This window comes from Citrobacter enshiensis, assembly GCF_029338175.1.
GTDB classification, from domain to species: domain Bacteria; phylum Pseudomonadota; class Gammaproteobacteria; order Enterobacterales; family Enterobacteriaceae; genus Citrobacter_D; species Citrobacter_D enshiensis.
Window position 1 is genome coordinate 2707753 of sequence record NZ_CP119862.1, and the last position, 12885, is coordinate 2720637.

The window sequence follows — 12885 nt, forward strand, 5'->3', positions numbered from 1 at the left end:
TCTTTGCATATTTAACCCGCCGAAAAAAACGGTGAATCGTTCAAGCAAATATATTTTTTCTTTTTTCAGATTGTTTACGCATTTGCGCAAAGCCACGGACTGCGGGCGATCCCCCTAAAAACAGTCGGTATAAACATCGGTTCCAAAAAATGAAATGTACTTTTCATTAAATATAAAAATAGTGTTTCACTTTATAAAATAAGCAGTGAGTTATACGCTTCTGTCTTTTTTTAATTTATGCTTTCAGAGAATTATGTGTGCCCTTCAGGATGAACAAAATGGATAATGTTGTTGATCGTCATGTTTTTTATATTTCTGATGGTACGGCCATCACTGCCGAAGTGCTGGGACATGCCGTCATGTCGCAGTTTCCCGTGACGATCAGTAGCATCACGCTGCCGTTTGTCGAAAATGAGAGCCGCGCCAGGGCTGTCAAAGACCAGATCGACGCCATATACCAGCAAACTGGCGTGCGCCCGCTGGTGTTCTACTCCATTGTGCTGCCTGAAATCCGCGCGATCATTTTGCAAAGCGAAGGTTTCTGTCAGGACATTGTGCAGGCGCTGGTCGCGCCGCTGCAGCAAGAAATGAAGCTTGACCCAACCCCGATTGCGCATCGCACGCACGGCCTAAATCCCGGCAATCTCAATAAGTATGATGCGCGCATCGCCGCCATTGACTACACCCTCGCGCATGATGACGGCATTTCGTTGCGCAACCTCGATCAGGCACAGGTGATCCTGTTGGGCGTCTCACGTTGTGGAAAAACGCCGACCAGCCTTTATCTGGCAATGCAGTTTGGCATCCGGGCGGCAAACTACCCTTTTATTGCTGATGATATGGATAATCTGGTGTTACCCGCGTCTCTGAAGCCACTCCAGCACAAGCTTTTTGGTCTGACGATTGAGGCGGAACGTCTGGCGGCCATTCGCGAAGAACGCCGTGAAAACAGCCGTTATGCCTCCCTGCGTCAGTGCCGGATGGAAGTGGCGGAAGTTGAAGCGCTGTATCGTAAAAACCAGATCCCATGGTTGAACAGCACCAATTATTCAGTAGAAGAAATTGCGACTAAAATTCTCGACATTATGGGATTGAATCGCCGAATGTACTAACACACTAGTGCAATGATTTAATTTTCGTTATCATCTCTGATAGCTTGCGAGGTGTGACACGCCTCGCACTTGAAATCAGCAGGGATTGGTTTATCGTGATGCCCATCACTTCCCGGTAGTCCTGCCGTTGAAGCAACAAATTTCTGAGAGATGTAATGAACAGAACCGACGAACTCCGTACCGCGCGGATAGACAGTCTTGTCACCCCCGCCGAATTGGCGCTACGACACCCCGTATCGTCCGCTGTTGCAAGCCACGTTACCGACTCGCGACGCCGGATTGAAAAAATATTGAATGGTGAAGATCCCCGCCTGCTGGTGATCATCGGCCCTTGCTCGATTCACGATCTTGACGCGGCGATGGATTACGCCAGTCGTTTACAAACGCTACGTGCAAAACATCAGGCGCGCCTGGAAATCGTCATGCGCACCTATTTTGAAAAGCCGCGTACCGTCGTTGGCTGGAAAGGCTTCATCTCCGATCCTGATTTAAACGGCAGTTATCGTGTCAATCACGGCATTGAGCTGGCGCGCAAATTATTACTGAAAGTCAATGAATTAGGCGTGCCTACGGCGACTGAATTTCTCGATATGGTGACGGGTCAGTTTATCGCCGATCTGATCAGCTGGGGAGCCATTGGCGCGCGGACCACAGAAAGCCAAATCCACCGTGAAATGGCTTCCGCGCTCTCCTGCCCGGTCGGATTTAAAAACGGTACCGATGGCAACACCCGCATTGCCGTCGATGCAATTCGCGCCTCTCGCGCCAGTCATATGTTCCTTTCACCGGATAAATCCGGGCAGATGACCATTTATCAGACCAGCGGCAACCCCTATGGGCATATCATTATGCGTGGCGGTAAAAAGCCCAATTACCACGCTGAAGATATTGCCGCTGCCTGCGATACCTTGCACGAGTTTGATCTCCCGGAACATCTGGTGGTGGACTTTAGTCACGGCAACTGCCAGAAGCAGCACCGCCGCCAGCTGGACGTGTGTGATGACGTTTGCCAGCAAATTCGTAACGGTTCCACCGCGATTGCCGGGATCATGGCCGAAAGTTTCTTGCGTGAAGGCACGCAGAAAATCGTTAGCGGTCAGCCGCTGGTGTACGGCCAGTCAATTACCGACCCCTGCCTGAACTGGGAAGACACCGAACTGTTGCTGGAAAAATTAGCCTCCGCCGTGGAGTGCCGTTTTTGATGTATGGCCCATTCCTTCGGGGATGGGCGCTTCCTTTCTCATCTCGCTCATCGTCATCTTCGTTCTGCATCAACACGCAACGACCCCATTTAACACTTGCCGTTACTGTCCATATTATTGATAATAATAATCATTGTTAAATTGATTATTATTAATGAACGCTATGTCACGTATGGATCGCACAGAATCACCTCATTCTAAGGAACAGAGCAGCGTCCCTCCCTCCAACGATACCGAACGGCGGATCAGCAGTCAGACGTTATTAGGCCAACAAGGAAAAGTGATCATTGATCATGATGGTCAGGAGTACCTGCTGCGTAAAACCAACGCCGGTAAGCTTCTCCTGACCAAATAAACCGTTCTAGCTTGAGCAACTGACTTCCAGCCGTTTTCCCCAGTCGGGAGGACGGCTGACGTAGTCATCATCTCTGTCGGCAAACGGTGTGCGCAGTACCTGATGCAGTCGGTGCAATTCGCGCGTGTCCCCCCGTTCCGCATCCTCGATAGCACGCTGGGCCAACCAGTTACGCAGTACCACCGCAGGGTTGGCGCGCTGCATGTGTTGCTGACGCAATGCATCATCAACCTGTTCCAGTTGCAAGCGAGCACGATACTGTGTGAACCATTCGTCAAAGGCGGCGAGGTCGATAAACTCATCCCGTAGCGGAGATGCAGAGCTTTGCTGCTCTGTCTGGCTCAACATTCTGAATGTTCGGGTATAGTCGCTTCCCTCACGCGCCATCAGGCTGAACAAAGCATTGAGTAACGCATTGTCGTCTTTCTGTTCGCTAAAGAATCCCAGCTTTTGCCGCATCCGTTGGCCGTAACGTGTCAACAGGGCCAGTTGATAGCCATCCAGCGCATCATTGAGCGTCTCAACCGACATAAAAGGAGAAAGCGTCTGTGCCAGTCGTTGTAAATTCCAGAGCCCCACAGCGGGTTGGTTATCAAAGCTGTAGCGCCCCTGATGGTCGGAATGATTGCAAATCAGCCCTGGCTGATAATCATCAAGAAAACCAAACGGTCCATAATCTATCGTTAAGCCCAGGATAGACATGTTATCGGTATTCATCACGCCGTGGGCAAATCCCACGGTTTGCCAGTCAGCAATCAGCGTAGCCGTGCGTGAGACCACATCCCGAAACCAGAGCGTGTATTTATCTTCTTCATCCTGTAAATGAGGCCAATAGTGACGAATCGCAAAGTCGGCCAACTGACGCACTTTTTCGGGCTCACGGCGATAATAGAAGTGTTCAAAATGGCCGAAACGCATGTGGCTTTGCGCCAGGCGCATCAACATTGCACCGGTTTCCGGCGTTTCCCGGTAAACCGGAGAATCGCTGGTCACAATCGACAGCGCCCGGGTCGTTGGGATCCTCAGATAATGCATCGCCTCACTGGCCAGGCTCTCTCTGATTGTCGAGCGCAATACCGCTCGCCCATCGCCCATACGCGAATACGGGGTTAACCCCGCACCTTTCAGATGCCAGTCAAGTGTCGTGCCATCAGGCAGGAGTTGTTCTCCCAACAGAATGCCGCGTCCGTCGCCAAGCTGTCCCGCCCAGACACCAAACTGATGTCCGCTGTAGACCTGGGCCAGAGGCGACATACCGGGAAGTAAAGATTCACCACCCCAGACACCCGATCCACTTTCAACATTAAAAAGCGTAGCTGGAATATCAAGCTGTTGTGCCAAAACATCATTGTGCCAAATCACACGGGCATTGCTCAGGGGAGTTGGGGAAAGAGCGGTATACGTTGCCGGCAACTCATCGCGCCAGCGGGCGGTAAAAGACAGGGTCATAGGGCCTCCTGTTTGTAGTGTAGTCGGTTACTACCGTCTTAAACACCAGCAAATAGGAGGGTTATCCCTGTACCAGGGACGTTAGCTGACCCACCGCTACGGCTGGCCACAAACATCCCTGCAATGCGCTGAAACCTAATGAGGTTACGCGGGTTCTCATCTCTTCAGTATCGATACCCGCAATCATCACTGAATCACAGCAGGATGATATTTGTGAAACAATAGCCTGCATAAACGGTTCAAATGAAACGCTCATTGCTCTGTGCTGAACAAAACTTTTATCCAGCACGACGCGTTTGAAAAGACCGTCAAAAATGGCTTTCATTGAAGAATCACCGGCACCAAAATTAGCCAGTATGAGTGGAAACTGCGCCGCTAATTTCGCCAGTTGTGGATTTTCTTTTCCACGATTTAATTCAGGGTAATTTTCATTAATCATTAACTCAATAAATGAAAATCGCTTAACACGAGAGGTAAACTCGTCGTCATAAAATAATGCTTCAACCACTGCCGGCGTTAATTTAATCCAGGCGTTCAATTTTTGTTGAATAAAAAAATGTTGGCACGCTTCAATAAGTGAGAGTTTTTCTTCGAATAAACGGCACTGCTCTTCTGGCGACAGTCGGGGTATGACCAGCTCTGTCGGCATGCGTACAGAGCCATCGTCACTGACAAAGTTTGCAATGATCTCTACACCAACAAGGTCCCCTTTCTCACTCCGCGCGGGCAGAAACCAGAGATCGGAATGATAAGGATTATCCAGTGAAACAATCATTTTGCCAGCCCCGCAGTTTGGGTGTAATCCGGCATCCTGTAACAAAGGATGGAAAACGGCATCATTTCAGAGACTAATGGGGGTGCTTTCATTTTTTCCTTTTTATCCGGTAAACCGGGTCCTTTATTTAGCTTATCCTGATTATAAACCAATATCCAGTTTTGCACTTTTTCATGAGGTACGCGCGAATTTACGCTAACCACATTACTTTCATGAATAGTATGGTTATCAGGAAGCCCTCCTTATGTCGTTAACCGCAAAAATCCATTTTTAAATACGGATGACAAGGTAGGTAAACCTTGTCATCCGCATGATTAAATTCTTCGGGCCTGCCAAAAATTTTTACGCCAGTAGACATTGTCGAGAGACGAACGCATCACCCCTCTACTGGTCGACGCGTGGATAAATTGATTATTGGTGTCATAAATGCCGACATGCAGACCACTCTCCCCTGAACCGGTTTTAAAAAAGACCAGATCGCCGGGCAGGAGGTCATCTTTGTCGATTTCCGTACCAATTTTGGACTGTTGTCGGGTGTCTCGTGGCAGTTGCAGAGAGAACTGATCACGCATCGTCATCAGAACAAACCCTGAACAATCCACGCCGCTACGGCTCATTCCGCCATAACGGTACGGTGTTCCGCGCCAGTTCTGTAGCTGATCATTGAGACCCGCGATAACCGTAATGGAATCCGAAAGTCTGGCATTTGGCGCAGGAGCGCGATGGCTACTACACCCAGCTAACACCAGTGCTGCGATAAGAAGGAACCAAAAACGCATTCAGGACGAATCCTCTTTTTTATTTTTATATCTATATAGCGTGGAAAGCGCCTTATTTTCAAGAAGCCATTTAACTTAAGTGGTTGATATGAGCATTCTGTGGCCTTCCACATCAAGCCGACGGAAGTTTAACCCATACGCACGGGCTAAATTGGGCGGTGTCAGCACTTCCTCACGCGGACCACAGGCGAGCAACGCCCCACGTTTCAACAGCCACGCCTGATGCGCGTGGCGTAGCGTGTGGTTAAGATCATGGCTACTCATCACGACAGCAATTCCCTGCTGGCAAAGCCGACTGAGCAATCGGTCCAGTGCGTTTTGTTGCGCAACATCCAGACTGTTCATCGGTTCGTCCAGAAGCAACAGTTGCCCGTGAGGATTAGAATCCGGCGAAATTTGCAGCATCACCGCCGCAAGACGAACACGTTGCCACTCGCCGCCGGAGAGTTGATTCGTGCCCCGCTCCAGTTTATCGCCCAATCCGAGCGCGTCTGCCACTTCTTTCAGCAGATCGGTTCGTGTTTTATCGGGCTGATGAAGCGTCAGGTAATGCCAGACAGGCATGGCAAAAGGGGGATTTTGCTGTTGCGCAAGGTAAGCGCGATGTTGGGCAAGCTTTGCGGCAGGCCAGGATTCCAGAGCAGTACCGTCAAATACAATCGTTCCGTCACCGCTGGTCAAGCCCGCCATCCGCGCCAGAAGTGTGCTTTTCCCCGCCCCGTTAGGCCCGACAAGGTGCAAGATTTCCCCGGCTCTGATCGAACCTGAAAGTGGACCAAGCCGGGTGCTTTCAGCCACGTCCTGTAACTGCATCAACGGAGACATTATTTCTCCAACGCCAGTTTGATACTTTCCATGACAATGGGATCGTCAGGCGTCATATCGGGTGAAAAACGCTGCACGACGTGTCCATCCCGGCCCACTAAAAACTTCTCAAAGTTCCACAAAATATCGTCAGGATACAGCGGCGCACGACCTTTGCTTGCCATCCGCGCGTAAAAACCACTTGCCTGTGGGGCAACGGCCGCAGGCGCGGCAGCGATCAATTTTTGGTACAACGGGTGGCGCGCATCGCCATTGACATCAATTTTGCTGAACATCGGGAACGTCACGCCCCAGGTCGTGGCGCAGTACGTTTTAATCTCATCTTCGCTGCCCGGCTCTTGTCCAAGGAACTGGTTGCACGGAAAACCCAACACGGCAAATCCGCGCTCGCCCCAGGTTTTTTGCAGGTTTTCCAGTTGTTCATACTGCGGCGTTAAACCACATTTTGACGCAACGTTAACGATCAGCAGTACATTTCCGGCATATTTCTCCAGCGAGATGTCCTCGCCGTCGATGTTTGTCACTTGAGTGTTGAGAATGGTCTTTTGCATAGCGTCTCCCGGGTCACAGACGAATGAGTATTGAACAACATCAGTTTCTAATCATAGACCGAACAGCGATGATCTTTGTATTTAACGTCCTGCTTTTAATAGCAACCAGATGAAGACAGGCGCCCCCAATGTGGCCGTTACCACACCGATGGGAAGTTCTGCGGAGGCGAGCGCCAGTCGGGCAACCACGTCCGCCGTCAACAGCGCAATCGCGCCCGCCAGCGCACAAGCAGGCAATAAGACACGATGGTCGGTTAACCCGCATAAACGCAATATATGGGGAATAACTAAACCGATAAAGCCGATTGCCCCGGCCAACGCCACGCTCACGCCAACCATCCATCCTGTCGCCACCACCAGAAGATTACGCCAGAACCATAAAGGCAACCCAAGCTGGCGGGCTGAGGTTTCGCCCAATGCCAGCATATTCATAGGCTGCGACTGGCAGCAAATCCAGAGCAGAACCGGAATCAATGCGATCATCAACCAGCTCTGTTGCCAGTCAACGCCGCCGAACCCGCCCATCATCCAGTACATCAACTGGCGCAGGTCAAAAGAGGTGGAAAAATAGATCGCCCACGTCATCAGTGCACTACAAATAATGCCTAACGCCACACCGGCAAGCAGTAAGCGACTGGTCGAAAGATGACGACGGGCGAAACGCAGAAGAATTAGCGTGATAATGAGCGCACCTGCAATCGCGCACAGTCCTAACGCCCAACCCGGAAGCTTACCCTGCCCTAACAGCACGGCCGCAATAAGCCCCACGCCAGCGCCGTTGGAGACGCCAAGCAGTCCCGGCTCTGCAAGTGGGTTTTCAAACAGTGCCTGCATCACCGCACCGGAGAGCGCCAGCGCGGCCCCGACCAGCAAAACAGCCAGCGTCCGTGGCAGTCGAATTTGCCAGACAAACAGGTCCCCACGGGTACCAAACCACTCACCTGGACCTATCCACTGTTCTCCAGCACATAAGCTTACAACGGCTGCCAGCAGCGTTAGCGCCGTCAGACTCAGTATCCAGCGCACATGACGTCGCTGTTGTTGGCGGGCAAAAGTCAGCATATTTTCCATTCTGCTGAAAAGGGATGATATTGATTTTACGGTGCTTATACGGCAGTGAAAAGAAAAAAGGCCGCAAAAGCGGCCTTTTTAGTTAGTTAAAATTACTCTTCTTTGGGCGTTGCGTTTTCGACCCGACTTTTTAACTTCTGTCCGGGTCTGAAGGTCACCACGCGCCGTGCTGTAATGGGAATATCTTCGCCCGTTTTCGGGTTACGTCCCGGACGTTGATTCTTATCACGCAGATCGAAGTTACCAAAACCAGAGAGTTTTACCTGCTCACCGTTTTCCAGAGCACGACGGATCTCTTCGAAAAACAGCTCGACCAGTTCTTTGGCATCCCGCTTGCTAAGCCCAAGCTTATCAAACAGATATTCTGACATTTCAGCTTTTGTAAGCGCCATAGGTTCAATCCCTCAATGATGCCTGGAATCGCTCTTTTAATGCCTCTACACATTTGGCGACGGTAGCGGCAATCTCCTCTTCTTCAAGTGTACGGCTGGTATCCTGAAGGATCAGGCTGATAGCGAGGCTCTTATACCCCTCCGCAACACCCTTACCGCGGTACACGTCAAATAAGTTTACGCCAACTACCTGATTTACGCCAACTTTCTTACACTCGGTTAAAATATCCGCTGCAGGAACGTTTTCTGCGACCACCACCGCGATATCGCGACGGTTCGCCGGGAAGCGAGAAATCTCACCCGCCTGAGGCACCACGCGGTCTGCGAGCTTATTCCACTCCAGTTCAAACACCAGAGTGCGACCGTTGAGATCCAGTTTACGTTCCAGCTCAGGATGAACAACCCCAATAAAACCAATACGTTCACCTTTCAGATAAATCGCTGCGGACTGTCCAGGATGCAGTGCCGGGTTGGCTTCTGCTTTGAACTGAACGTCAGCAAGTTTACCGGTCAGGTCCAGCACAGATTCCAGATCGCCCTTCAGATCATAGAAATCAACGGTCTCTTTTGCCAGGTTCCAGTGTTCATCGTGACGGTTACCGCAAATCACCCCTGCCAGCATCAGATCCTGACGAATGCCCAGGTTCGCCTGAGTATCAGGAACAAAACGCAGGCCGCTTTCGAAAATACGCACGCGGTTCTGCTGACGGTTCTGGTTATAGACAACGGTCGCCAGTAAGCCAGTCCACAGAGACAAGCGCATTGCTGACATCTCAACAGAGATTGGGCTTGGCAGCAGCAGCGCTTCAACACCCGGGTGAATCAATTGCTGTACTTTTGGATCGACAAAGCTATAGGTGATCACTTCCTGATAGCCTTTGTCATTCAGCATCGTTTTAACGCGCTTCAGTGACAGATTGGCTTCACGGTGCGTCCCCATGATCAGACCCGCCTGAACGGGTTCATCAGGGATATTGTTATAGCCGTATACACGCGCCACTTCTTCGACCAGATCTTCTTCAATCTCCATATCGAAGCGCCAGCTCGGTGCAACCGCTTTCCACTCGTCCTGACCTTCCGTCACTTCGCAACCCAGACGGCGCAGAATATCGCTCACTTGCTCATCCGCGACATGATGACCGATCAGGCGATCCAGTTTGCTGCGACGCAGGGTGATGGTCGCGCGCTTCGGCAACGTCGCTTCATGGGTGACGTCAATGACCGGACCGGCTTCACCACCACAAATGTCGATCAGCAGACGGGTCGCACGTTCCATCGCTTTGTGCTGCAGAGCCGGATCCACACCACGTTCATAGCGGTGAGATGCGTCAGTGTGCAGGCCATGACGACGTGCGCGACCCGTAATGGAGAGCGGGCTGAAGAATGCGCATTCCAGCAGCACATTTTGCGTTTCGTCGTTCACACCGGAGTGTTCACCACCGAAGATACCGCCCATTGCCAGCGCTTTATGATGGTCGGCAATGACCAGCGTGTCAGCGCTCAGTTTGGCTTCAGTGCCATCCAGCAGCACCAGAGATTCACCCTCTTTCGCCATACGCACGACAATCCCGCCTTCGATGCGGTCTTTGTCAAACGCGTGCATTGGCTGACCCAGTTCGAGCAGCACGTAGTTGGTAACGTCAACCACAGCATCAATTGAACGGATACCACAACGGCGCAGTTTCTCTTTCATCCACAGCGGCGTTGGCGCTTTAACGTTGATACCTTTGACCACACGACCCAGGTAGCGCGGACAGGCTTCTGGCGCGTCTACTGCGATAGGCAGCGTATCATTGACCGTCGCAGCAACGGGCGCGATTTCCGGCTCGACCAGCGGCGCTTTGTTCAGCACAGCGACGTCACGCGCAACACCGATGATACCTAAACAGTCGGCACGGTTTGGCGTCACGCTGATCTCGATGGTGTTATCATCAAGTTTCAGGTATTCACGGATGTCGGTCCCGATCGGCGCATCACCAGGCAATTCGATAATGCCATTATGATCGTCGGAAATGCCCAGTTCAGAGAAGGAGCACAGCATCCCTTCCGACGGCTCACCGCGCAGCTTAGCCGCTTTAATTTTAAAATCGCCCGGCAGTACGGCTCCGACTGTCGCCACCGCGACACGCAGCCCCTGGCGGCAGTTCGGCGCTCCACAGACGATATCCAGCAGGCGTTCACCACCCACATTGACTTTCGTTACGCGCAATTTGTCGGCGTTAGGATGCTGACTGCATTCCACCACTTCGCCCACCACTACACCGTTAAACTCGCCGGCAACCGGATCAACACCATCAACTTCCAGACCCGCCATGGTGATTTGGTTCGACAGCGCATCGCTATCGATAGCCGGGTTTACCCATTCGCGTAACCACAGTTCACTGAATTTCATTATTTATTCCTGCCTTTATTTAAACTGTTTGAGGAAACGCAGATCGTTTTCGAAGAATGAACGCAGGTCAGTCACGCCATAACGCAGCATCGTCAGACGTTCCATACCCATACCAAAGGCGAAGCCAGAATAAATTTCCGGATCGATGCCGACATTACGCAGTACGTTCGGATGCACCATGCCGCAACCCAGTACTTCCAGCCATTTGCCATTTTTACCCATCACATCCACTTCTGCAGACGGCTCAGTAAACGGGAAGTAAGAAGGACGGAAACGGATCTGCAGATCTTCTTCAAAGAAGTTACGCAGGAAGTCGTGCAGCGTGCCTTTCAGGTTGGTAAAGCTGATGTTGGTGTCAACAATCAACCCTTCCATCTGATGGAACATCGGGGTGTGGGTCTGATCGTAATCGTTACGATATACGCGGCCCGGCGCGATGATACGAATCGGCGGCTGCTTTTCTTTCATGGTACGGATCTGAACGCCAGAGGTCTGCGTACGCAGCAGGCGGGTCGCATCAAACCAGAATGTATCGTGATCCGCACGCGCCGGGTGATGACCTGGAATGTTCAGCGCATCGAAGTTGTGATAGTCGTCTTCGATTTCCGGGCCAGTTGCCACGGTAAAGCCAAGCTCGCCAAAGAAACTTTCGATACGATCGATGGTACGAGTCACCGGATGCAGACCGCCGTTTTCGATACGACGACCTGGCAGAGAAACGTCAATCGTTTCTGCGGACAGACGCGCGTTCAGTGCAGCATTTTCTAAATCTGCCTTACGTGCGTTCAGCGCTTGCTGTACCTGTTCTTTCGCTTCGTTGATAACCGCACCAGCGGCCGGACGCTCTTCTTGCGGCAGTTCACGCAGGGTCGTCATCTGAAGGGTTAAGTGCCCTTTCTTGCCCAAATATTCGACGCGTACATTGTCTAACGCGGCAACATCTGACGCCTGGTTAATGGCTGCCTTTGCACTGGCAACCAGCTCTGCGAGATGTGACATGGTTTTCCTCATTGTGTCGGTGAAGACACCGTTTGTGGTCATTATTTTTGCTCTAACTATTTCGAGTTGCAGTCTGTACGCCTGCTACTTGAAATAGATCGCGCAATTTTAGATACAAAAAAAGCCTCCACTGGGGAGGCTTTCTGGCGCTGTTTTCCGTTTCATTTCTCACGCGCTAGCCTCCTGAAGTCAGGTGCTAAAGTAAAAAAAGAAACGGAAAATAGCAGCATTCATGCTTGCGTTACCTTGTAGGGTAAAAACCGAAAGACCTTTATTGAAAAGGGTTACGGATAAATTGTCAACTGATTGATTGAACTACAAATAAAAGAGAGGGAGCCAAGCTCCCTCTTTTCACTGGCTTACGCCAGAGCTGCTTTCGCTTTTTCGACCAGAGCGGTGAACGCTAATTTGTCGAATACTGCGATGTCAGCCAGGATCTTACGGTCAATTTCAACAGAGGCTTTTTTCAGGCCGTTGATGAATTTGCTGTAAGAAATACCGTTCTGACGTGCTGCTGCGTTGATACGCGCAATCCACAGTTGACGGAACTGACGCTTACGTTGACGACGGTCACGGTAAGCGTATTGACCAGCTTTGATAACAGCCTGGAAGGCAACGCGGTACACGCGTGAACGCGCACCGTAGTAACCTTTAGCTTGTTTCAAAATTTTCTTGTGACGTGCACGTGCCATTACACCACGTTTTACGCGAGCCATATGTGCTCTCCTGTATCTATATTCTTAGTAAAAAAAGTTAAACGTTAACGGCTTATGCGTACGGCAGGCACGCGATTACCAGACCCAGATCGCCTTTAGAAACAAGGCCTTTTGGACGCAAGTGACGTTTACGCTTAGTCGATTTTTTGGTCAGAATATGACGCAGGTTTGCGTGCTTACGCTTAAATCCACCACCACCGGTTTTTTTGAAGCGCTTAGCAGCACCGCGTACGGTCTTAATTTTTGGCATTTTAATAACTTCCACTT

Annotated in this window: 15 protein-coding genes and 1 other annotated feature; of the genes, 3 read left to right on the forward strand and 12 right to left on the reverse strand. The window is 51.0% G+C overall.

The features are described from left to right. Window positions 1-278: 278 nt before the first annotated feature. The 3 genes from ppsR (at window position 279) to hemP (ending at window position 2669) form a co-directional block, all read left to right on the forward strand. Window positions 279-1112: a posphoenolpyruvate synthetase regulatory kinase/phosphorylase PpsR gene (gene ppsR, locus P2W74_RS13100; protein WP_203357996.1), complete on the forward strand. Its 834-nt coding sequence runs from the start codon at window positions 279-281 to the stop codon at window positions 1110-1112. Window positions 1113-1267: 155 nt separating this feature from the next. Then, window positions 1268-2314, forward strand: a complete 1047-nt coding sequence (gene aroH, locus P2W74_RS13105; RefSeq protein ID WP_276291930.1) for a 3-deoxy-7-phosphoheptulonate synthase AroH — start codon at window positions 1268-1270, stop codon at window positions 2312-2314. Window positions 2315-2477: 163 nt separating this feature from the next. Continuing rightward, entirely contained in the window at window positions 2478-2669 is a 192-nt protein-coding gene (gene hemP, locus P2W74_RS13110; protein ID WP_276291931.1) for a hemin uptake protein HemP, read from the forward strand. Window positions 2670-2675: 6 nt separating this feature from the next. On the opposite strand, the gene selO is transcribed toward hemP, so the two are convergent. The 12 genes from selO to rpmI all read right to left on the reverse strand — a co-directional run bounded on the left by selO (window position 2676) and on the right by rpmI (window position 12868). Next, the gene (gene selO, locus P2W74_RS13115) at window positions 2676-4118 is read right to left on the reverse strand and encodes a protein adenylyltransferase SelO (RefSeq protein ID WP_276291932.1); all 1443 of its coding nucleotides are present in this window, start codon (window positions 4116-4118) and stop codon (window positions 2676-2678) included. A gap of 61 nt (window positions 4119-4179) precedes the next feature. Next, window positions 4180-4893, reverse strand: a complete 714-nt coding sequence (locus P2W74_RS13120; protein ID WP_276291933.1) for an EAL domain-containing protein — start codon at window positions 4891-4893, stop codon at window positions 4180-4182. A 314-nt stretch (window positions 4894-5207) separates the two neighbouring features. Beyond that, window positions 5208-5672, reverse strand: a complete 465-nt coding sequence (locus P2W74_RS13125; RefSeq protein ID WP_203358001.1) for an NlpC/P60 family protein — start codon at window positions 5670-5672, stop codon at window positions 5208-5210. A 75-nt stretch (window positions 5673-5747) separates the two neighbouring features. Continuing rightward, entirely contained in the window at window positions 5748-6497 is a 750-nt protein-coding gene (btuD, locus tag P2W74_RS13130; RefSeq protein WP_276291934.1) for a vitamin B12 ABC transporter ATP-binding protein BtuD, read from the reverse strand. Beyond that, window positions 6497-7048 carry a glutathione peroxidase gene (locus P2W74_RS13135; RefSeq protein WP_276291935.1) on the reverse strand — a complete coding sequence of 184 codons (552 nt, stop codon included), beginning with the start codon at window positions 7046-7048 and terminating at the stop codon, window positions 6497-6499. Before P2W74_RS13135 ends, btuD begins: the two co-directional genes overlap by 1 nt. An 81-nt stretch (window positions 7049-7129) precedes the next feature. Next, a complete protein-coding gene (gene btuC, locus P2W74_RS13140) occupies window positions 7130-8110 on the reverse strand; it encodes a vitamin B12 ABC transporter permease BtuC (RefSeq protein WP_276291936.1) in 981 nt (326 codons plus the stop codon). Window positions 8111-8211: 101 nt separating this feature from the next. Then, entirely contained in the window at window positions 8212-8511 is a 300-nt protein-coding gene (ihfA, locus tag P2W74_RS13145) for an integration host factor subunit alpha (protein ID WP_003030571.1), read from the reverse strand. A 4-nt stretch (window positions 8512-8515) separates the two neighbouring features. Continuing rightward, a complete protein-coding gene (gene pheT, locus P2W74_RS13150) occupies window positions 8516-10903 on the reverse strand; it encodes a phenylalanine--tRNA ligase subunit beta (RefSeq protein ID WP_276291937.1) in 2388 nt (795 codons plus the stop codon). Between the two features lie 15 nt (window positions 10904-10918). Beyond that, window positions 10919-11902 (reverse strand): phenylalanine--tRNA ligase subunit alpha, encoded by a 984-nt coding sequence (pheS, locus tag P2W74_RS13155; protein WP_276291938.1) that lies wholly within the window; start codon window positions 11900-11902, stop codon window positions 10919-10921. A gap of 114 nt (window positions 11903-12016) precedes the next feature. Beyond that, window positions 12017-12141: a sequence feature (Phe leader region), on the reverse strand. After that, entirely contained in the window at window positions 12092-12136 is a 45-nt protein-coding gene (pheM, locus tag P2W74_RS13160; protein WP_001386830.1) for a pheST operon leader peptide PheM, read from the reverse strand. (Overlaps the previous feature by 45 nt.) A 120-nt stretch (window positions 12142-12261) precedes the next feature. Then, window positions 12262-12618, reverse strand: coding sequence for a 50S ribosomal protein L20 (gene rplT, locus P2W74_RS13165; protein ID WP_276291939.1), 357 nt, complete (start codon window positions 12616-12618; stop codon window positions 12262-12264). Between the two features lie 52 nt (window positions 12619-12670). Continuing rightward, window positions 12671-12868, reverse strand: a complete 198-nt coding sequence (gene rpmI, locus P2W74_RS13170; RefSeq protein ID WP_003030583.1) for a 50S ribosomal protein L35 — start codon at window positions 12866-12868, stop codon at window positions 12671-12673. Window positions 12869-12885: the final 17 nt, after the last annotated feature.